Raw genomic sequence first — 20,908 nt, forward strand, 5'->3', positions numbered from 1 at the left:
CCCAGCCCTGGGGTAGCGGCTTCCGGCGTGGGGGAAATGTGCCCTGGCGCCCTTAGCGGATGCCCGCCAGCAGCTCGTAGGAGCGCAGCCGCGCCGCATGGTCGAACACCTGCGACGTGATCATCAATTCATCGGCCCCGGTGCGGGCGACGAAAGCCTCGACGCCCTTGCGCACCGTCTCGACCGAGCCGACCGCCGAGCACGACAGCACCGAGTCGAGCAGCGCGTTTTCCGCGGGTCCGATCTTCTGGCGGTAGTTCTCCACCGGCGGCGGCAAGCGGCCGGGGCGGCCGCTGCGCAGGTTGACGAAAGCCTGTTGCCACGAGGTGGCGCGGAACTCGGCCTCCTCGTCGGTGTCGGCCACGAACACGTTGAAGCCCAGCATCACGTACGGCTTCTTCAGTTGTGCCGACGGCTTGAAGGTCTCGCGGTAGATCTGGATGGCCTGCATGATCTGCTGCGGCGCGAAGTGCGAGGCAAACGCATAAGGCAGGCCCAGGTGCGCCGCGAGTTGCGCGCCGAAGGTGCTGGAGCCGAGGATCCACACCGGCACCTCGAGCCCCGCGCCGGGCACGGCCCGCACCGGCTGCTGCGGCGTCTTGGACATGAAATCCATCAGCTCGACCACGTCCTGCGGGAACTGGTCGGCATCCGATTCGAGATTGCGCCGCAGCGCGCGCGCTGTGCGCTGGTCCGACCCGGGTGCCCGCCCCAGGCCCAGGTCGACGCGCCCCGGATACAGCGACTCCAGCGTGCCGAACTGCTCGGCGATGACGAGCGGCGAGTGGTTCGGCAGCATCACGCCGCCGGCGCCGATGCGAATGGACGAGGTGCCCGCCCCGATGTACGACAGCAGCACCGCCGTGGCCGCGCTCGCGATACCCGGCATGCCGTGGTGCTCCGCGAGCCAGTAGCGCGTGTAGCCGAGCTTTTCGCCGTGCTGCGCCAGCGAGAGCGAGTTGCGGAACGACTGCGCGGCGTCGCTGCCCTCGGTGATGGGGGAGAGGTCGAGGATCGAGAACGGAATCATGGGCGCCATCATGGCGCGATCCGTCCAACGCCGCCGCCGCAGGGGCTATTCGGTTTGATATAGCGTGGTCACGCTCGCGAAGTCGCGGCCGTTCTGCTCCACGTTCACCTGGAACGGCACGCTCTCGCCCGGCGCGATGGCCGGCAGGTTGTCGACCAGCTTGAAGCCGGTGAGCTGCCCGTTGCGGTCGCGCAGGCTCACCCACAGCCGCACCTTGCCGACGATGGCGTTGCCCGGGTTCTTCACGCTGCCGGTGACCTCCACGCTCTTGTAGGTGAAGCGCTGGCTGAAGTTGAGCAGCACGCTGCCCAGTTCGGCCTTGGTGCCCGTCACCTTCACTTCGAGCGGTTTGCGCGGTCCCGGCAACGCGGCGCGGCGCATCGGCTTCCATTCGATGCGGGTCGAGGTGAAACGCTCCATGTCCTCCGGCTCCAGGAAGATCGGAAAGCGCTCGCCCGGATAGAGGTACGCCAGTCCCGTGATGTTCGTCGTGCCATGCGCCTTGCTCCCGCTGAAGCGCGAGATCACGCCGCCCGGCGCGAGCACGATCGCATCGGTGCTGCGGTTCACCAGCTCGCCCAGAAAGAGCCGCTGCTGAATGTTGTTGCGCCCATCGACCAACGGCAGCAGCTCGAGGTCCTTCGGATCGAAGCGCTCGCTGCCCTCGGCCAGCAGGTCCTCGGTGCCCAGGCGCAGGTCGGGGTTGAAGTTTTCCGGCCCGGCTGCGGTGCGAATTACCCGGTCGGCGTTGAGCACCGGCGTGCGCGAGCCCGAGGCATCGACGATGTTGTAGCCGATGCGGTAGTCCCAGGCTGCGATCGCCGCCCCGCGGCCGAAGCGGGCGACGCTCACGTCCACCGAGGTCTGCGCACCGGGCTTGAGTTCAGTTGCCTGCGCATAGCCATGGCCGAAGCCGATCACCTGCCCCGCGTCGTCGTACAGCGTGGCCAGCACATCGATGCCGCCGACGATGGCCGCGTCCTTGCGCGTGTTGTCGATGCGGCCCACCAGCCGCACGCGCTCGCCCTGCTGCACCAGCCGCACGCGCGAGAAAGTCATGCGCGGCCCCTCGACCGCGGTGTAGGGCTCGGCGAGCTTCTGCACCTGCAGCTCCTGCCGCGTGACATTCTTTCCGTTCGGCATGTCGATCAAGGTGGGCGCGCTCTCGCCCGGCTCCAGCACGAAGATCGGCAGCGTCTCGGTGCGCTCGTCGACCTTGCTGTCGCCGTCGTAGTAGGTCGCACGGATGCCCGCGCGCGACAGCGGCTTGCCGGTTTCGTTGCGCGCCACCACCAACAGCTTGGGTTGTGCCGAACTGCCGCTGCCCACCAGCACCTGCCGCGGCTCGCCCAGCTTCAGGCCGTCCACCGGGATGGTGCGGTCGACAAACGCGGCCACCGCGGGCTGCGCACCGTCGGGCTGGCGCGACGCGATCAGCAGCTCGGCGATGCGCGCCACCAGCACCACGGCCAGGACGGCGGCAATGCCGATGCCGACCTTGCGCAGCATCAGCTTCTGCCGCAACGCCTCCTCGGCCGCGAGCCGCCGGCCCGCCTCGTTCTTGACCTGGTCCAGCACGCGCTCGAGCCGGTCGGAGACCTTGTCCTCCACCAGCGTGACCGAGCCGCAGTGATCGCAGGTGTATTCGTTCAGGCCGGTGCGCCTGAGCACGCTGCTGCCGCATTCGCCGCACTTGAGCGTCTGGAGATCGATGGTCATGAATCGCCTTCGTCGTTCTTGTTGTCGTCGTCCGCGTTGCAGGCATCCTTCAATGCCGCACGCAGGCCCTCCACATCGCCCGCCGCCACTTCACGCACGCCGGGCAGTCCGGCAAGGCCGCAGGCGTCCGATGCCACCACCGGCACGCCGGCCGCCAGGGCGCGCAGCAGTGCGCGCGGCGCGTGCTCGATGTGCGCGGGCAGCACGACCACGCGGGCGCCGTTCGATCCGTCGCCTCGCCAATGCATGTGCTCGACGCTGCCGATGCCGCGCCAGAGCTGCGCATCGTCCGAGGGCGATCCGAGCACGCGCAGGCGGCACGGCCAGCCTTGCAGTGCCGCGGCCAGCTCGCGTGCACCCTTTCGCGCAAGCGCGCTCGCGGCGAACACGATCAGCGGTGGCGCATCGCCCGCAGGATCGACGGCATCGATGCCGCGAGCAGCAGGCAGCACCCAGTCGAGCCGCAACAATGCCGCCCGCGGCGCCATCGCGGCCAGATGCGCCGCAACTTCGGCATGCGGCGTGACCACCGCTGCCACCCGCGCCAACGCCGCGGCCTCCGCCTGCACGAGCGCGGCATCCGCACGAAAGTCGCGCAGCGTGGCGTCGTCGGGCCAGCGCTGTGCGGCTGCATCGAGCCGGCGCTCGATTTCCGCCATCGGCAAGGCGCCGGCCAGCAGCGTGACACGGCGGCCGTCGAGCGCGCCGAGTTGCTGCAGATGCGGCAACAGCGCCTGGTCGATCACCAGTTGGGTGTGCTCGGGCTTCAGGCGCGCGGCGAAGGCGAGCGCGAGCCAGCGTTGGCCGTCGATCAGGCTGCCCTGCCGCCGGCCCGCATGGCGCGCCCAGAGTCGCAGCCACACGGTGCGGCGCAGGCTGGTCCACCACGGCGATCGGACGGATGCAGCGCCGTTCGCGACCGCTTCCCGGTGCCAGCCGGTGGCCGGCCCGGCATGCCGGAACGCGAGCCGTAGCGGCACCGGATGCATGCGGTCGGCCTCGGTGTGGTGTGCGGCGAGATAGCGCGCGAACTCAGGCGTCCATGCATCGAGCAGGACGGCCGTGCGCCCTTGCTGCGCCACGGCAGGGAGCGGGCGGTGCCGGAAGCAGGCCGTCTGGTCGCAGCTGAGGCAACCACGCGCCAGCGGCAGCAATGGCAGCGCAGCGATGGCGCCCTCTTCGCTCGCCAATCGCGATGCCGGTGGCGCCATCGGCACCGCCGGCATCGCGATTGGCGAACGCGCGCGGATGCGCAGCACCAGCTCGTCGGAGGTCAACTCGACCTCGAGCCGCCAAGCGTGCTTCGCCCGCACCTTCAGATCGACGTAGTTCCAGAACACGGTCGCATCCACGGCATCGCCCGCCGCATCGGCGGCCTGCTCGATGCGCGCGGTGTGCCCGTGGCGCTCCACCAGTTCGAGCCCGGCGCGGGCTGCCACGGTGGCGAGCGCATTCGAGAGTTGGCAGAGGCCCCCGGCCAGCGTCGGCACCACGCAGCCGCCGCGCAGTTCGCGACCCTGCACGAAGCCGCGCGAAGCGCTCGGCCGGCCCAGCTGTCGCCAGAAACTCAGCACCTCGCCGGCGGGCACCTCGATGGCATCGAAGGCGCGGCGCGCCACGCGCAGGTTCTGCACCTTGCCGGCCACCAGGGGAAATTCGTCCGCGCGTCCGTCGGACCACAGCGGCGTTCGGTACTGGGCGAGCACAGGCGCATCGGCCAGTGCCTGCGTGTCGCATGTGGTGCCCTGCCAGCGCCGCGCCGAAGGACGCAGCGCCTCGCGCAGCGCGTGGGCGCTGGCCAGCAACCGGGAGCGCAGCCAGAAATCGATGGCGTCGATGCGGCGCGGCGGCTGCCAGGCCCGCACGCTCACACCGACGGGCCTCGCTTGCGCCATTGGCCGAGGTCGGCCTCGATGCGCTCGTTGATGTTGCCGCTCCAGTGCGCCTGGAAGCCGGCCGCGCGCAGCAGTTCGACGATGCGGTGGCCGATCACCACGGTGTTGGCCTCGCGCTGCTCGATCTCGGGAATCATCCCGCCGCTGAACGCCAGGTGCAGCCGGCCGGTGCGCACCGCCGTGTCCAGGTCCTGCGAGTGATAGAAGCAGCAGCCCCGGATGCCCGAGGCCAGCCGCCCCGCCGCGCGCCAGTGCTCGCGCACATCGTCGTGGCCGTCGGAGAGTGTGTTGCCGGCGCGGTGCAGGGCAATGACCTTTTCGCTGCGCAGTTGGGCGAACACCGCTTCGAGCCGGTCGTACTCGGTCTCCGCCGGCCACTCGGCCTCGGCTGCGTGCTTGGCGGCACAGATACTCGCCGCTTCGGCCTTGACCCAGGCCCTGTCTTCGCTCGTGAGCTCGTCGGGGTCCAGATACTCGTCGGTGATCATCCACTCGACATCGGAATCGGGATAGAAGCCGCACCACACGAGATCGTGAATGCGTCCGCGCGTATCTTCAGGGTCGAGAGTTAGAGCCATGCGTGTTGGGTTGTCGCGTCACGGGCGACGGGTCATGCTTTCATTTTTCCTGGCGGAAACGTCGTCCTATTTTCGCGTGTCCGCACCACAGTGGCGCAGTAATGCGAAAGCATGAGGTCGGAAGGCCATCTCTTCCGCGCCGCCATCATGATTGATGCGCTGCGGCAAGGCAATGCGCCTTTTGGCCCAGTCATCGCCCACCGCACGGCCAGACGGCGTGAACTTTCGGCCGAGGGGCGCACCGGCATGGGGCCACCTGGGAACGCCGGCTTCATGGCTATGCTCGTCGCCTCTTCCATGGCCCGCCTTCATCCGTCCGTCGCACTGATCGCCCACCTGTCCGGACGCGCGCCGGGGGACGGGTACGCCTCGCCCGACGGTCGCTACCAGGCGGTGGAGGCCGGCGGCGACACGCTGATCGTCGACCTGCACGAGCGGCGGATGCACCGGGCGCCCGGCGTGTACCCGCGCGGCTTCGAGGAGGCGACGCCCGATGGCGCGACAGGCACCACGCTGCGGGTGGAAGGCGAGGAAACCGCCACCGCCTACCTGCCGGCCTGGACGGATCTCCAATGGATTGCGCTGGAGAACACGGCGGACGATTTCTGGGCGCCATGGCCCGATCCACGATCTGCCGGCCTGTCACCGGTCGATGAAACGCTGGCAACCGAATGGACCTCCGATGCGCCGCAAGCCACGGAACGCGTGCGCAGGTCCATCGGCGACTGGGTGTCCTGGTTCGTCGCGCTCGCCGTGCTGGCCTTTTTCGCGGTCTTCGGCGTCAGGGCGATGACCTGGGCGCTGGCCGGCGGTTGGAAATGGCTCTGGATGGTCGTCGGCCTGCCGGTGTTTGCGATGTTCTCGGTGCTGACGGTGGTCTTTGTCGCCACGACCCTGCGCCAGCGGCGCCGTGTGCGCGTGGCCTTGAGCGGCATGTCGCTGGAGCGCGGAGAAGGCTTTCGGGTCGGCGAGCCACTCGACATGCGTCTGCTGGCGACCGTGCCCGAAGCGCATGACGGCGAACGCACGGTGGCGCCGGAGCGCATTGCCGTGCGGCTGATGCGGCGGTCGGTCCGCAACGAAGCCGACGGACGTTGGACCGTGGTGGACGAATGCTGCGACGAGGCGGTTGCCGTGCGTGATGAGACGACGCGCGTCGGCCGGGTGCTCTATGCGTGCGAGCTTTGCGCGCGCCCCGCGTCCGGCGACGCATCGGCGCAGTGGTTCGTCACGCTGCACGAAGCGGTCGCGCCGGACAGCGCGCCCTTCGTCGTCGCCGGCCTGCGGCCGCTGGCCGCGCGCTGACCCAGGTGTCCGAAACGAGACCACAAGAAAAAGCCGGCCCCTGCTTTCGCAGGGCCGGCTTCGACAAGCGCTGGTGCTCCTGATGGATTACAGCGGCAGTGCGTCGCCACGAGCGGCAGCGCGGGCTGCGGCGCGAACGGCGTTGCGGTCCACGGTGCTGGCGACCAGCGGGGCCACGCCAGCCGATGCGCCTTCGGCGTACGGGTCAGCGCTGTGTGCGGCGGCAACAGCTTCCGAACGGACGGCAGCGCGGCTGGTCGAGGAGACGAACACTTGCGCAGGGCCTGCATTGGCGCCGGTGGCGTACGGGTTGGCGCTGTGCGCGGCAACCACGGCCTGGCTGGCGACGTCGGCGCGGGAAGCGGCCGAGGTCAGCTGGTGCACGCCGTCATAGCTTTCAGCGTGGGCGGCACCGGCAACAGCCATCAGGGCAACAGCAACGGCGGAGAGGATCTTCGAGGCGGTCATTTGGATTTCCTTCAATTCAGTTCAGTTTTTGCTTTGGATGATTTCGAACCGGTCTTGGGTGGGTCACCGTCCCTCCGGGGGCGGCCACCTCGCTCGGGGCCCTGTTCACCCAGATCGGCTTGGGGGCCGGTCTGTGGATGTATTGTGCGGCGCCATCTACGTAAAAACCCTTAGCAAAAGGAACCGCGGCGTTCACAGAACGGAAACAATCAATGCTCAAAGGTCAGGGAACCCGGGCTGGCTTAGAGTGCGGGCATGGAAACGACGCCCCTGCCGCCTCTTGCCTGCTGGGGCACGCCGGACACGGTCTTCGGTCTGCTGGAAGGCGCCTGGGACCTGGACCGCCTCATCGAGGGCAAGGCCACGATGCTCGGAACCGCCCGATTCACGCGGCTCGATGGCGGCTCGCTGAAATACCGTGAAGAAGGCCGGATTCATCTGCCCGACGGACAGTCGTTCGACGGACACCGCGAGTACGTCTTCGAGGGCATCGCCGATGGCTTCTCGGTGTACTTTGCCGAGACGCCGTTGCGGCTCTTCCACGAAATCGCCATCGTGCGCGAAGGCGACGAACTCGTCGGCTCGGCAGGCCACCTCTGCGTTGCCGACCAATACGACAGCGTCTACCGGTTCCGCGCGGATGGCTCGTTCGTCATCGAGCACCTGGTGAAGGGCCCGCGCAAGGACTACCTCTCGCGCACCGTGTTCAAGCGGCGCGGGTCGTAGCCCCGGTCAATCGCGGTCGAGCCGCCAGCTCGGCATGCCGCGCATCACCGTCTGCACGAGCATCGCGCAAATGCCGCACTTGATGAGGTCGCCGGGAATGAACACCAGCATCGCCAGCGCCGCCTGCGCGAGCGACATGTGGGCGATCAGCGAGAGCCCGACGATGCCGAAGGCATAGACCACGACGATCCCGCCGACCACCGACGACAGGAACGCCGCCGCCAGCAGCCCCTTGCCGGTCGCGCCCGCCATGCGGCGCATCAGGAGGCCGCAGGCAAAAGCGCCGAACATCCAGCCGAACAGGAAGCCGCCGGCCGGCGCGACGAACACCGCCAGCCCCCCCCGCCCACCCGGCAGCAGCGGCAGTCCGAGCGCCACCGCGAGCAAAAAGAGCGCGATGGCGAAGAACCCGCGCCGCGGCCCCAGCAGGCAGCCGGCCAGCATCACGCCCAGCGATTGCAGCGTGATCGGCACGCCGAACGGCAGGTCGACCTTGGGGATCAGGCCGAACACCGCCATCAGCGCGGCGAACAGCGCGATGTACGAGAGCGAGCGGGACGAGGTGATGGAGGAGCCGGTGGTGGTCATGGCAGTCGCGATCCAGGAGAGGGGTAATTGGAATTCTGCGCCGCGCAGGCAGGCTAGCGCCCCAGCCGCGCAGCCAGCGCATCGGCCACGCGCTCGGCAGTCTGCAACGTGCGGATGGTCAGCGGCGCCAAGAGGCGCAGTCCGCCGCCGTGCCCTGCGCGGGCGCGATAGGCATCGTCCAGGCGCTGCCACTGCACATAGAAGTTCTCGGCAAAACGCAGCATCAGCCCGATGCCCAAGGCGATCCGCTCGGTCGGCACGCCAAAACGCTGCAGCGGTCGCATCACGGCTTCGAGCACGGCCAGCAAGTCTTCGAAGCGCGTGGTGAGTGTCAGCATCAGCGCAAGCACGGCCGCGCTCGCGAGCCGCAGCGCGCTCGCCACGCCGAGCGCAGTCGTACCAAGGAACCAGTGAAAGCCGACGATCAGCGCGCAGCCGATCGCGATGCCCACCAGCATCCGCACGCGCAGCCACGCCGTGCGGCCGAGCGACGCGAAGAGCAGCAGCACCACGATGCAGGCGATGCCCAGGTGAACCGGCCGCTCGACCAGCACCAGCAGCGTGCCGCACACAGAAAGCACCGCGAGCTTGACCCACGCCGGCAGCGCATGCATCCAGGTCGGATGCGACGAGTAGAGGCTACGCACGGCCGGCACCCCGCTCGGCCGCGGCGCGCTGTCTCACGTTCTCGGCATAGGCCTCGCACACCTCGTGGCCCGGCCCGTCGGCGCGCACCTGGCCCTGTTCAAGCCACAGCACGCGCTCGAAGTCGTACACATGTTCCAGCAGGTGCGTGGAGACGACGATCTGCTGGCTGGTGGCTTCTTCGAGCTGCGTCGCGAGCCGCGCCTGGCTCAGGAGGTCGAGGCTCGCGAAGGGCTCGTCGAGCAGCAGCGTGGCGGGCCGGCCGATCTGCAGCGCGAGCAGGCACACCTGCTGGCGCTGCCCCTGGCTGAGTTCGCCGATGGCGCGCCCGGCCCATGCCGCGAGTCCGCGTTCGGCCAGGAATTCGCGTGCCCGCTCGCGCGCCGCCTGCCGCGTTTCACCGCGCGCGGTGAGGCTGAATGCGAGCTCCTCGGCCACGGTGGGAAAGATGATCTGATCGTCGGGGTTCTGGAACATCAGCCCCACGTGCTGCGAAAGCTGGCGGCGGTCGGCCTGCGTGCCCCGCGTGTCGCAGCCGTGCACCACGACACGTCCCTGCTGCGGCTGGTCGAGCCCGCTGATGAGGCGGAACAGGCTGCTCTTGCCCGCGCCGTTGTCACCGACGAGCCCGATGCGCGCTTCGTCGAGGCTGAGCGTCAGCCCGTCGAAAACGCGCTGTTCGCCCCGAACCAGCGTGACCGATTCGAGGCGGATGCTGTACGGGACAAGGGGGTCGATAGGGGTCGGCTGCGGCAAGGGGTCGCCACTGTACCCCAAGCCTTCCCGCGCCCGTTCTCAGGCTGCGCCGGAGAAAAGCGCGTTGACCTCGCCTGCGGACAGCATCCCGGCGCCCATCGCGCGAAAGCCGGCGTCGCTGCCGTCGAAGGCCTCGGCGGCGATGCGGCCGAGCAGTCCGAGCGCCGCCTGCAGGGGACCGCAGCCGAGGCTGATGCGGCGCACGCCTGCGCCTGCAAGCACCGCGACCGGCGGCGCCTGGGTGTGACCGGCGTAGACGTTCACCGGCAAAGGCACCGCGGCGGCGAGACCTGCGATTTCATCGAGCTTCGACATGCCCGGCACGAAGATGCCGTCGGCGCCGGCCGATGCGTAGCGCCGGGCGCGCCGCAGCGTGTCTTCGTAGCGGGCGGCGGGGTCGTCGTTGGCGACGAAATAGGTGTCGGTGCGTGCGTTGATGAAAAAGCGCGCATCGAGCCGGCGCAGCGCCTCGATGCGCTCGCACAGGATCTCCGGCGGTGCAAGCGCCCGCGTGCCGGGCAGCGTGCCGTCTTCGATGTTGATGCCGACAACGCCCATGTCGATGAGCGCACGCACCACCTCGCACACAGCCTCGGTGCTGTCGCCGAAGCCACGTTCGATGTCGACGGTGACCGGCACGCCGGTCACGCGGCAGATCCGCGCGGTGGCGGCGAGCAGCTCGTCGACGGGCACCCGCTCGCCGTCCGGGTAGCCGAGCGCCCAGGCGATGCCCGCGCTGGTGGTGGCGATGGCCTTGGCCCCGGCGCGCTCGACGAGCCGCGCGCTGACCGCGTCCCACGCATTCACGAGCACCAGCGGATCGGGCCCGGCGTGCAGCCGGTGGAAGGTTTCCGTTTGCTGTCGTCTTGTTTCGATGGAGGGCATGGTGTGTCGTCTGTATCGATGGATGGGGGATATGGGAACGCGCCGAGCGTAGCGGCGCCCCGCTCCCCGAAACTTGGAGAAAACTGCGGCCCGGCGCGCTGCGGCTACAGTAGCTGCCCCGAATCGAAGGAACATCCGCCATGGGCGCACAGTGGAAAGCAAAGCACAAGGACCTGGCCGCCAATGCCAAGGGCCGCCTCTTCGGAAAGCTGGCCAAGGAAATCATGATGGCTGCGCGCAATGGCCCCGACCCGGCCTCCAACGCGCGCCTGCGGCTGGTGGTGGAGCAGGCCCGCAAGGTCTCGATGCCCAAGGACACGCTGGACCGCGCCATCAAGAAGGGCGCGGGCCTCACGGGCGAGGCGGTGCATTTCGAGCATGTGATCTACGAGGGCTTCGCGCCGCACCGCGTGCCGGTGATGGTCGAGTGCCTGACCGACAACGTGAACCGCACCGCCCCTGAAATGCGCGTGCTGTTCCGCAAGGGACAACTGGGCACCTCGGGCTCGGTGTCATGGGATTTCGACCACGTCGGCATGATCGAAGCGGAGCCCGCCAACGCCACGGCCGACGCCGAGGTGGCCGCCATCGAAGCCGGCGCGCAGGACTTCGAGCCAGCCGGCGAAAGCAACGCCACCGTGTTCCTGACCGACCCGACCGACCTCGACCTCGTGAGCCGCGCGCTGCCGGCGCAGGGCTTCACCGTGCTGTCGGCCAAGCTCGGCTACAAGCCGAAGAACCCGGTCGATCCGGCGAGCCTGAGCGCCGAGGCCCTGGAGGAAGTCGAAGTCTTCCTCGCGGCCATCGACGCGAACGACGACGTGCAGAACGTGTACGTGGGCCTGGCGGGCTGAGGCCCTGCGCGGCCGTTGAGGGAATTGCAAGTGACGAGTCCCGAGGCGCCGACCACCCGGACCCTCGCCGGCCGGTGCCTGTGCGGCGCCGTCCACTACGCGGTGGCCGACGAATTCACCTACGCCCTGAACTGCCACTGCGCGGACTGCCGGCGCGCGACGGGCTCGGCCTTCAAGCCCTTTGCCGGCATCGAGCGACACAAGCTGGCGCTCACGCAAGGCAGCGACCAGATCCTGACCCACGGCGAGGCAAACGCCGGCGACATCCACTGCGGCAAGTGCGGCTCGTTCCTCTATTCGGTGGTGCGCGAGGGCATGTTCGTGCACGTGACCCTGGGCACGCTGGTCGACGATCCGTCGATCCGGCCGAGCGCGCACATCTTCGTCGGCTCGAAGGCGCCTTGGTTCACCATCAACGACGACCTGCCGCAGCACCAGGGACACGTGGGCGCCGACTGATGAGCAGTCGTCAGGCAGACCGCTAGACCTTCCGCGGCTTGCGCTGCAGCGGCAGCCACAACGTGAACAGCGTGCCCGTCGGCCCAGAGCGCCAGCTGACGCCCCCGCCGATGGCTTGCGCGCGGCGCAGCTGGTTCTGCATGCCGCGCCCGCCGGCCTCGGCCATGGCCTTGTCCACGTCGAAGCCCTGGCCGTTGTCCTGGATGGTCACGCGCACGCCTTCGGCCTCGGGCGCCGTGCCCACGCGGATCTCGGTGGCGCGCGTGTGGCGCAGGATGTTGGCGATGCTCTCCTGCACGATGCGCAGGATGTGCAGCGCGCTCGTCGGGTCGAGCCAGTCGAGCGGCGGGAGCTCCTGCACCTCCCAGCGCAACGCGACGCCGGAGCCCTCGAGCCGGGGGCCCAGGCGATAGCGCAGCGTGGCCAGCAGGAGCAGCAGGTCTTCCTCGAGCGGCTCCATCGAATCGATGGTGAGCTTCAGGTCGTCCAGGCAGCTCTTGAGGATGTGCGAGACCTTCTCGTCGCTGAGGCGCCCGTTCTCCACCGAGCGGATCGCGCTGATGAGCGACGAGCCCAGGCCGTCGTGCATGTCCTGCATCAGGCGCTGGCGCTCGTCGCTGATGGTCTGGCGCTTCTCCACCTCGCGCAGCCGGCGGTGGCTCTGTTCGAGCTCGGCCTCGCGCGCCTGCAGGCGCTCGGCCAGGCCGGCGTTGACCAGCTCCACTTCGGCGATGGCGTTGACGTAGCGCCGGTACATCAGCGTGCCGAAGACGGCGAAGGTCACGGCGTTGGTATAGGACCCCAGGTACCAACCCTCGGGGCTTGCGAAGTTGTTCTGCAGCAGCCAGTCGGACAGGCCCAGCAGCACGCATACGCCGATGCCGACGGCCACCAGCCGGCCCTCGTTCGAGCGGCGCCAGGCGCTGATGCCGCCCACCAGCGCGACGGCACCGCCCATGAAGGCCGCGCCGATGTAGATGAGCGGCGTGACCTGCGGGGTGTTCGTCAAGATGCCGAGGCCCGGCAGCGTCAGCACGCCGATCAGCGCGGTCCAGCCGACCACGCCGTACGTCAGCCACTTGAGCCGGCGGCCGTGCAACTGGCGCAGCGCGAAGTGCACCACCGCGACCAGCCAGAACAGCGAGTTGACCGTCAGCCAGGCGAACCAGTCGTTGGCCACCGGCAGGCTCACGTAGAAATGCAGGCCCCGCAGGAACGACGTGGTCGCGAGGTTGAAGAAAAGCAGGTAGCCGGTTTCGTGCCGACGCCTGAACCACACGAACAGCGCGAACAGGCCCACGGCCATGAAGGCCGCGCCGAGCATGGCGGGCAGGTCCTGCTGGAACCACAGGCGCTTGTTGTAGCGGTCCCTCAGCGAATCGACCGGGCCCAGCCACAACGAGGACACCGCCACCTGCGCATTGCGCGTGTGCTCCAGGCGGATGAGGATTTCCTTCAACGGCACCGCATCGGGCGTCTTCTCGATCACCACCCACAGCGGTGTGCGGGTGCTGTTCCACAGCGGTCCGTTTTCCTGCGCGCGATGGACCAGCCGGCCGTCGGCATACACCGCGATGGTGCCGTCGGTCTTGATGCGCACGCCGTACAGCGCGAGCGGTCCCGTGGTGACGGGCAGGTCGTGCACGGCCACACGCAGCCAGGTGGTGCGGGTCGCGCTGGCGATGAAGCGGCCGTCGGCCTGGCGCAGCAGCGCGATGGGCAGGGACAGGGGCAGCTCGATGGGCTGCCAGGTGTCGGGCAGGGCCCGGCTGTCCATGACGATCGAGGGTTCACGGAAGCCCGGCGCTTCTGTGACCTGCCAGTCGGCATGGGTGATCTGGGTCGCCCGCACGCCCGGTGCGGCGGAGGAGCCGCCGAAGAAGACGATCATGACCGCCAGGAGGGCGAGCGAAGCAGCGAGCACCACGTTCGCCCAGAGGGGCGCGGCGCGGTATTTCGAGAGGCCTTCGACGAACCAGGCACGCAACTGGGGCACCACGGGAGAGCTCATCGGGGCGCGGGCTGCGGGATGGGGTTCAAGGCGTTGCCGGGGACGAGGATCTCCCGGGCAAGACGCATGACCGAAGCAGCAATGAGGGAGCCTCGGTCATGCAGGAGAGGACGTCAGGTCAGAACGGAATGTCGTCATCCATATCGTCGAAGCCCGACGACGACTTGGCCGGTGCCTGGCGCGGTGCAGCCGAGGGGGCCCGGGGTGCCGCAGCCGGAGCGCGGGGGGCATAGCCACCACCGCCGCCGCCACCATTGCCGCCTTGCGAGTAGCCACCGCCACCGCCGCCTTGCGAATACCCGCCGTCATCTTCAGGACCGGCCGACGGGCCGCCCTGGCCCTGGCGGCTGCCCAGCATCTGCATCTGGTCGGCGCGGATTTCGGTGGTGTATTTCTCGATGCCGTCCTTGTCGGTCCACTTGCGCGTGCGCAGCGAGCCTTCGACATACACCTGCGAGCCCTTGCGCAGGTACTGGCCGGCGATTTCGGCCAGGCGGCCATTGAAGACGATGCGGTGCCACTCGGTGGCTTCGCGCATTTCGCCGCTTTGCTTGTCTTTCCAGCGATCGGTGGTGGCCACTGTGACGTTCGCGACCTGGTCGCCGCTCGGGAAGGTACGCATTTCGGGGTCGCGCCCCAGATTGCCGACGACGATGACTTTATTGACCGATGCCATATGCACTGCCCCTGATAAGTAGATGAAGGAGGAGGAAAAAGAACCGGAGATTGTGCCCCAAGGCAGCCGGTCGGAGCCCGCGCCATCGCGCCCGAATGCCAGAATGGACCGCACCGATGAACCGAGAACCTGACTTTTTCGAGCATCTGCGCGCCGAGCTGCGCAGCGGCCGCGTCTGGCTCGACCGGGCCATCGTGCTGGGCTACGCCATTGCGGCCGGGCTCTTCGTGGTGGGCTTCACCTTCGCGAGCGACTGGGTCTTCGGCCGGTTCCACTCCTTCTATCGCACCTGGCCCTGGGCCGTGCTGCTGACGACGCCGCTCATCACCGCGGGCATCGTCTGGGCCACGCTGCGGTTCTTTCCCGGCGCGGGCGGCTCGGGCATTCCGCAGATCAAGGCGGCGCTGCACCCGGCGCTGCCCGAAGAGCGGCGCTTCGTCTTCGCGTCGCTCCGGCTCACAGTCGCCAAGATCGGCCTGGGCGTGGCCGGCTTCGCGGCGGGCCTGTCGATCGGACGCGAGGGGCCTTCGGTGCAGGTCGCGGCTGGCGTGATGCAGCACGCGCGGCGCTGGCTCTCGCCCCACACGACCATCGACGGGCGCGCACTGCTGGTGGCCGGCGGGGCGGCCGGCATCGCGGCGGCCTTCAACGCGCCGCTCGCGGGCGTGGTGTTCGCCATCGAAGAGCTGTCGGGGCGGCTGGAGGCGCGCTCCAGCGGGCTGATCATCACGGCCATCGTGCTGGCGGGCCTGGTGGCGGTGTCGGCCTTCGGCAATACCAGCTACTTCGGCGTGATCCGCGTGCCGCGCCTGGGCTGGGATGCGCTCGGGCCCGGCCTGCTGGTCACCCTTTTGAGCGGCGCGGCCGGCGGGCTGTTCGCGCGGCTCCTGACCGCTTCGCTGACCGGGACACCCGGGCGTTTCAACCGCTGGCGGGCACGCTTTCCGGTGCGCTTCGCGGCCTGCGGCGGGCTGGCGGTGGCGGTCATCGGGCTGGCGACGGGCGGCGTCACCTTCGGCGCGGGTTCGGAGGCGGTCAAGCAGATGCTGCAGGGCCACGACGAGCTCACGCCGCTCTACACGGTGCTGAAATTCGTCGCCACCTGGCTCACAGCCTGGTGCGGGGTGCCGGGCGGCATCTTCGCGCCGTCGCTGTCGATCGGCGCGGGCATCGGCGACGCGGTGGCCCGGCTGGCCAGCAGCGACCTGGGCCCGGCACTCATCGCCATGGGCATGGCGGGCTTCCTGGCCGCGGTGACGCAGGCGCCGCTCACCGCCTTCATCATCGTGATGGAAATGGTCGACGGCCACTCGATGGTGCTGAGCCTCATGGCCGCGGCCATGCTGGCCAGCCTGGTCTCGCGGATGATCAGCCGGCCGCTGTACGACACGCTGGCCGAGTACGTGGTGGGCAAGGCGATCGGCAGCGCGGAACCGGTGCATCCGCCGCCGGAAGCTCCCACGCCCGAACCGCCGGAACCCGCGCGCTCGCCATGAAATCGCGGGCGGTCTATCATGTCCGGTTGCCCTCGGACGATCGCCCCCTTGAATTCCAAAGCCACTGAAGAACTCGCCGCCCAAGAGGAAAGCGCACGCGACGCACAACGCGAACGCGACACCTACCTCGGCGCGGTGCTGGCGCAGCAGCGCATCAGCATCCGCGGTGCGCGCACCCACAACCTGAAGAACGTCGATCTCGACATCCCGCGCAACAAGCTGGTGGTGATCACCGGCCTGTCGGGCTCGGGCAAGTCGAGCCTGGCGTTCGACACGCTGTATGCCGAAGGCCAGCGGCGCTATGTCGAAAGCCTGTCGGCGTACGCGCGGCAGTTCCTGCAGCTGATGGACAAGCCCGACGTTGACGTGATCGAGGGCCTCTCGCCCGCGATCAGCATCGAGCAGAAGGCCACCAGCCACAACCCCCGCTCCACCGTGGGCACGGTGACGGAGATCCACGACTACCTGCGCCTGCTCTACGCCCGCGCCGGCACGCCCTACTGCCCCGACCACCACCTGCCGCTGCAGGCGCAGACGGTCTCGCAGATGGTCGATGCGACGCTGGCCATTCCCGACGAGCCGCGCCTGATGATCCTCGCGCCCGTGGCGCGCGAGAAGAAAGGCGAATTCCTCGAGCTCTTCGCCGAGATGCAGGCCGCGGGCTACGTGCGCTTTCGGGTCGACGGCCAGACCTACGAATACAACGACCTCCCCAAGCTCAAGAAAACCGAGAAGCACGACATCGACGTGGTCATCGACCGCCTGCGCGCGCGCCCCGACATGCAGCAGCGCCTGGCCGAAAGCTTCGAGGCCGCCCTGCGCCTGGCCGAAGGCCGCGCGATCGCGCTCGAACTCGGCGCCGAGGGCGCGCCCGACAAGGAGCACCTGTTCAACGCCAAGTTCGCCTGCCCGGTCTGCCACTACTCGCTGTCGGAGCTGGAGCCGCGCCTCTTCTCGTTCAACTCGCCCGTGGGCGCCTGCCCGAGCTGCGACGGCCTCGGCCACCGCGAGGTGTTCGATCCGGCGCGCGTCGTCGCCTTCCCGTCGCTCTCGATCGCCAGCGGCGCCATCAAGGGCTGGGACCGCCGCAACGGCTATTACTTCAGCATGATCGAGAGCATCGCGAAGCACTACAAGTTCGACGTCGAGGCGCCCTTCGAATCGCTGCCCGCCTCGGTGCAGCAGGTGCTGCTGCACGGCTCGGCCGCTGAAGAGATCAAGTTCAACTACACCATGGAGTCGGGCAACTTCGCGGGCAAGAAGCTCACGAAGAAACATCCCTTCGAGGGAATCATCCCGAACATGACGCGGCGCTACCGCGAGACCGATTCGGTGATGGTGCGCGAAGACCTCGCGCGTTTTCGGAACCTGCAGCCGTGCCCCGACTGCGGCGGCTCGCGCCTTCGTCGTGAGGCGCGCAACGTGTTCCTGGTCGATGAATCGGCGCGCCCGGCGGATGGCGGCGAGCCGCCGCGCATGGCGATCTTCGAGCTGAGCCACCTCACGCTGCGCGATTCGCTCGCCTGGTTCCAGACGCTCAAGCTGCGCGGCGCCAAGGCCGACATCGCCGACAAGGTGGTTCGCGAGATCGGCCTGCGCCTGAAATTCCTCAACGACGTGGGCCTGAACTACCTGAGCCTGGACCGCAGCGCCGAGACACTCTCGGGCGGCGAGGCGCAGCGCATTCGCCTCGCGTCGCAGATCGGCTCGGGCCTCACGGGCGTGATGTACGTGCTCGACGAGCCCAGCATCGGCCTGCACCAGCGCGACAACGACCGGCTCATCGGCACGCTGAAGCACCTGCGCGACATCGGCAACAGCGTGATCGTGGTCGAGCACGACGAGGACATGATCCACGCCGCCGACCATGTCATCGACATGGGCCCTGGCGCCGGCGTGCACGGCGGGCGCGTGATGGCGCAGGGCACCTACGCCGAGGTGTCGGCCAACCCCGATTCGCTCACCGGCCAGTACCTCTCGGGCACGAAGAAGATCGAGGTGCCCAAGCACCGCACCGCGTGGCTGCCGGCCGTGAAGAAGCCGGCCTTCAACGAAGGCAAGAAGCCCTCGCGCTTTCCGCAGAGCCCCGCGGCCGAACGGCGTGCCGCGCGCGAAGCGGCCCACATCGCTTCGCAGACCGACCTGCAGGAAATCCGCGTCGTCGGCGCCACCGGCAACAACCTGAAGAACGTGAGCGTCGCCTTCCCCGTCGGCCTGCTGACCTGCGTGACCGGCGTCTCGGGCTCCGGCAAATCGACGCTGGTGAACGACACGCTCTACACCGCCGTGGCCCGCACGCTCTACCGAGCGCACGAGGAACCGGCGGCGCACGAGTCGGTCGAGGGCATCGAGTACTTCGACAAGGTCATCAACGTCGACCAGTCGCCCATCGGCCGCACGCCGCGCAGCAACCCGGCCACCTACACCGGCCTCTTCACGCCGATCCGCGAGCTGATGGCCGAGACCAACACCGCACGCGAGCGCGGCTACGGCCCGGGCCGCTTCAGCTTCAACGTGGCGGGCGGCCGTTGCGAGGCCTGCCAGGGCGACGGCGTGGTGAAGGTCGAGATGCACTTCCTGCCCGACGTGTACGTGCCCTGCGAGGTGTGCCACGGCCAGCGCTACAACCGCGAGACGCTCGAGGTCCAGTACAAGGGCAAGAACATCGCGCAGATCCTGGAGATGACGGTCGAGACCGCGCACGAGTTCCTGAAGGCCGTGCCGACCATCGAGCGCAAGCTGCGCACGCTGCTGGACGTGGGCCTCAGCTACATCAAGCTCGGGCAGTCGGCCACCACGCTCTCGGGCGGAGAGGCGCAGCGCGTGAAGCTCGCGCTGGAGCTGAGCAAGCGCGACACCGGCCGCACGCTCTACATCCTGGACGAGCCGACGACCGGCCTGCACTTCGCCGACATCGAGCTGCTGCTGAAGGTGCTGCACCAGCTGCGCGACGCGGGCAACACCATCGTTGTGATCGAGCACAACCTCGACGTCATCAAGACGGCCGACTGGCTCATCGACATGGGCCCCGAAGGCGGTGCCGGCGGTGGCACGGTAGTGGGTGAAGGCACGCCGGAAGACATCGCGGCGAACGAGGCAAGCCACACGGGGCGCTATCTCAAGCGTTTGCTGTAAGCCTCGCGATGCCTTCCTTCACCCCGCGCCAGTTCGTCCTGCTCGTCCTCCTGACCCTCGCATGGGGCTTCAACTGGCCGGTGATGAAGCTCGGCGTGGCCGACTACCCACCGCTCGCCTTCCGCGCGATCTCGATCTGGCTGGGCCTGCCGGTGCTGGGCCTTGCACTCGTGTGGATGAAGGTGCCGTTCCGTGTGCCGCGCAGCGCCTGGCCCGAGCTGGTGTGGCTGGGCGCGACCAACATGTTCGTCTGGCACGCCTGCATCATCCTCGCGGTGAAGGCGCTGTCGGGCGGGCGCGCGGCGATCCTGGGTTACACGATGCCGGTGTTCTCGGCGGTCATCGGTGCGCTGCTGTTCGCCGCGGTGCTCACACGGCGTGCGTGGCTCGGCGTAGGCGCTTGCGCCATCGGCGTGGGACTGTTGCTGTGGCACGAACTCACCGACCTCGCGGGGCGCCCCGGCTATGTGGCCCTGGCGCTGGTGGCCGCGGCGACATGGGCGCTGGGCACGCAGCTGCTGCGCCACACGCGCATCGGACTGCCGACGCTCACGCTCTCGTTCTGGATGACGGCGATGACGGCCCTCGTGATGACGGTGCTCTCGCTCCTCTTCGAGCGCGACCAATGGCACTGGCCCGGCCACGTGACCTGGGGGTCGATCCTCTACAACGCGGTGCTGATCTTCGGCTTCGCGCATGCCGCGTGGTTCTACCTCGCACGGGGCCTGCCGCCGATTGCCTCGACCCTGAGCGTGATGTTCATCCCCGTGCTCGGCGTGTTCAGCGGCGCGGTATGGCTCGGCGAGGTCGTCCATTGGCAGGACTGGGTCGCCGTGGCGCTGATGATGGTGGCGATCGCCTCTGTGCTCTGGCCCTCGCGCAGCAACGCCGCCAGGGCCTGACCGAGAAGAAGCTCGGTCAGGTCGTCGTCTGCACGTGCAGGCGGCTCGTCTTGCAACGGTGCAGCGCGCGATAGTGCTCCAGCGGCCGACCGTTCGCGCCGTAGGCAATCGACTCGATGCGCAGGAGCGGCTCGGGGTGCGGCAGGTCGAGCAGTTCGCAGGTCGCGGCATCGGGCAGCACCGCGTCGATCCAGCGCTCGGCGCGCACCAGGCGCAGGCCGTATTGGCGGCGCAGCACGTCGTAGAGCGACCGGTCGTCCAGCCGTGTGCGATGCAGCCCCGGCGTGAGGTCCGCGGGCACCACCGTCTCGACCAGCAGGCGCAGCTCGCCATCGACACTGCGCAGGCGCTTGAGCGCAACAACCTGCGCATCGGGCTCGGTGAGCCCGAGCGATGCGGCCTCCTGCTCGGTGGGCGCGCGCAATTCCTGCGTGAGGATCTGCGTGCGCACCGAGCGGCCCTTGCGTTCCATTTCGTCGGAAAAGCCCAGCACCGTCGAGACGAAGTCCTCGTCGCGCTCGCGTGCCGAGACAAAAGCGCCGCGGCCCTTGATCTTGTAGATGAGGTTGTTGCGCACCAGGTCGGCCAGGGCTTCGCGCACCACGATGCGCGAGATGCCGAACTGGTCGCCCAGCTCGGCTTCGGACGGCAGCTTGGCGCCGATGGGCAGCACGCCCTGCAGGATCTGCAGGCGGATCGCATCGCGGAACTGGGCCCACAGCGGGGACTCGGAGTTGCGGTCGAGCACGGTCGACAGGGTGTCGTTGGGACTGTTCACTT

General features: G+C 68.7%; 19 protein-coding genes. 7 read left to right on the forward strand and 12 right to left on the reverse strand.

The features are described from left to right. Positions 1-52: 52 nt before the first annotated feature. Genes J2W23_RS15685 through J2W23_RS15700 form a run of 4 tightly spaced genes read right to left on the reverse strand, consistent with a single transcriptional unit; the run spans position 53 to position 5,222 of the window. The gene (locus J2W23_RS15685) at positions 53-1,030 is read right to left on the reverse strand and encodes an LLM class flavin-dependent oxidoreductase (RefSeq protein WP_307649504.1); all 978 of its coding nucleotides are present in this window, start codon (positions 1,028-1,030) and stop codon (positions 53-55) included. A gap of 45 nt (positions 1,031-1,075) precedes the next feature. Continuing rightward, entirely contained in the window at positions 1,076-2,749 is a 1,674-nt protein-coding gene (locus tag J2W23_RS15690; protein ID WP_176660749.1) for an FxLYD domain-containing protein, read from the reverse strand. Further along, positions 2,746-4,644, reverse strand: coding sequence for a VanW family protein (locus tag J2W23_RS15695; RefSeq protein ID WP_307649379.1), 1,899 nt, complete (start codon positions 4,642-4,644; stop codon positions 2,746-2,748). Before J2W23_RS15695 ends, J2W23_RS15690 begins: the two co-directional genes overlap by 4 nt. Further along, a complete protein-coding gene (locus J2W23_RS15700) occupies positions 4,617-5,222 on the reverse strand; it encodes a DUF6891 domain-containing protein (protein WP_307649380.1) in 606 nt (201 codons plus the stop codon). The genes J2W23_RS15695 and J2W23_RS15700 overlap by 28 nt, the downstream gene beginning before the upstream one ends. Before the next feature lie 111 nt (positions 5,223-5,333). Between J2W23_RS15700 and J2W23_RS15705 the strand changes: the two genes are divergently transcribed. Continuing rightward, complete coding sequence (locus J2W23_RS15705) at positions 5,334-6,527, forward strand: hypothetical protein (protein WP_307649381.1); 1,194 nt, start codon at positions 5,334-5,336, stop codon at positions 6,525-6,527. An 87-nt stretch (positions 6,528-6,614) separates the two neighbouring features. On the opposite strand, the gene J2W23_RS15710 is transcribed toward J2W23_RS15705, so the two are convergent. After that, complete coding sequence (locus J2W23_RS15710) at positions 6,615-6,995, reverse strand: hypothetical protein (RefSeq protein ID WP_013538875.1); 381 nt, start codon at positions 6,993-6,995, stop codon at positions 6,615-6,617. A gap of 255 nt (positions 6,996-7,250) precedes the next feature. On the opposite strand from J2W23_RS15710, the gene J2W23_RS15715 reads away from it, so the two are divergent. Beyond that, the gene (locus J2W23_RS15715) at positions 7,251-7,721 is read left to right on the forward strand and encodes a DUF6314 family protein (RefSeq protein WP_307649382.1); all 471 of its coding nucleotides are present in this window, start codon (positions 7,251-7,253) and stop codon (positions 7,719-7,721) included. A 6-nt stretch (positions 7,722-7,727) separates the two neighbouring features. Here the strand turns inward: J2W23_RS15715 and J2W23_RS15720 are convergent, their stop codons facing one another. The 4 genes from J2W23_RS15720 to J2W23_RS15735 are packed head-to-tail and all read right to left on the reverse strand — an operon-like array spanning position 7,728 to position 10,595. Then, complete coding sequence (locus J2W23_RS15720) at positions 7,728-8,309, reverse strand: biotin transporter BioY (protein ID WP_307649383.1); 582 nt, start codon at positions 8,307-8,309, stop codon at positions 7,728-7,730. Positions 8,310-8,362: 53 nt separating this feature from the next. Then, positions 8,363-8,956 (reverse strand): energy-coupling factor transporter transmembrane component T family protein, encoded by a 594-nt coding sequence (locus J2W23_RS15725; protein ID WP_307649384.1) that lies wholly within the window; start codon positions 8,954-8,956, stop codon positions 8,363-8,365. Next, complete coding sequence (locus J2W23_RS15730; RefSeq protein WP_176660743.1) at positions 8,949-9,710, reverse strand: energy-coupling factor ABC transporter ATP-binding protein; 762 nt, start codon at positions 9,708-9,710, stop codon at positions 8,949-8,951. Before J2W23_RS15730 ends, J2W23_RS15725 begins: the two co-directional genes overlap by 8 nt. A gap of 39 nt (positions 9,711-9,749) precedes the next feature. Then, on the reverse strand, positions 9,750-10,595 hold the full coding sequence (locus J2W23_RS15735) for an isocitrate lyase/PEP mutase family protein (RefSeq protein ID WP_307649385.1): 846 nt from the start codon (positions 10,593-10,595) through the stop codon (positions 9,750-9,752). Between the two features lie 140 nt (positions 10,596-10,735). Here J2W23_RS15735 and J2W23_RS15740 point away from each other — a divergent pair, with 140 nt between their 5' ends. Together J2W23_RS15740 and J2W23_RS15745 are read left to right on the forward strand one after the other, a co-directional pair. Further along, entirely contained in the window at positions 10,736-11,449 is a 714-nt protein-coding gene (locus tag J2W23_RS15740) for a YebC/PmpR family DNA-binding transcriptional regulator (RefSeq protein ID WP_176660741.1), read from the forward strand. A gap of 30 nt (positions 11,450-11,479) precedes the next feature. Then, positions 11,480-11,908 carry a GFA family protein gene (locus tag J2W23_RS15745; protein WP_176660740.1) on the forward strand — a complete coding sequence of 143 codons (429 nt, stop codon included), beginning with the start codon at positions 11,480-11,482 and terminating at the stop codon, positions 11,906-11,908. A 22-nt stretch (positions 11,909-11,930) separates the two neighbouring features. On the opposite strand, the gene J2W23_RS15750 is transcribed toward J2W23_RS15745, so the two are convergent. Further along, entirely contained in the window at positions 11,931-13,919 is a 1,989-nt protein-coding gene (locus J2W23_RS15750) for a sensor histidine kinase (protein ID WP_307649386.1), read from the reverse strand. Between the two features lie 118 nt (positions 13,920-14,037). Next, a complete protein-coding gene (gene ssb, locus J2W23_RS15755) occupies positions 14,038-14,595 on the reverse strand; it encodes a single-stranded DNA-binding protein (RefSeq protein ID WP_307649387.1) in 558 nt (185 codons plus the stop codon). 116 nt (positions 14,596-14,711) lie between these two features. Here ssb and J2W23_RS15760 point away from each other — a divergent pair, with 116 nt between their 5' ends. The 3 genes from J2W23_RS15760 to J2W23_RS15770 are packed head-to-tail and all read left to right on the forward strand — an operon-like array spanning position 14,712 to position 20,128. Then, the gene (locus J2W23_RS15760) at positions 14,712-16,091 is read left to right on the forward strand and encodes a chloride channel protein (protein WP_307649388.1); all 1,380 of its coding nucleotides are present in this window, start codon (positions 14,712-14,714) and stop codon (positions 16,089-16,091) included. Between the two features lie 18 nt (positions 16,092-16,109). Beyond that, positions 16,110-19,226 carry an excinuclease ABC subunit UvrA gene (gene uvrA / locus J2W23_RS15765; RefSeq protein ID WP_307649389.1) on the forward strand — a complete coding sequence of 1,039 codons (3,117 nt, stop codon included), beginning with the start codon at positions 16,110-16,112 and terminating at the stop codon, positions 19,224-19,226. 8 nt (positions 19,227-19,234) lie between these two features. Beyond that, positions 19,235-20,128, forward strand: coding sequence for a DMT family transporter (locus J2W23_RS15770; protein ID WP_307649390.1), 894 nt, complete (start codon positions 19,235-19,237; stop codon positions 20,126-20,128). Positions 20,129-20,144: 16 nt separating this feature from the next. Here J2W23_RS15770 and J2W23_RS15775 read toward each other — a convergent pair whose 3' ends face one another. After that, a complete protein-coding gene (locus tag J2W23_RS15775) occupies positions 20,145-20,906 on the reverse strand; it encodes a GntR family transcriptional regulator (protein ID WP_176660734.1) in 762 nt (253 codons plus the stop codon). Positions 20,907-20,908 lie beyond the last annotated feature (2 nt).

Origin of the sequence: Variovorax boronicumulans (genome assembly GCF_030812215.1) — a bacterium.
GTDB lineage: Bacteria > Pseudomonadota > Gammaproteobacteria > Burkholderiales > Burkholderiaceae_C > Variovorax > Variovorax boronicumulans_C.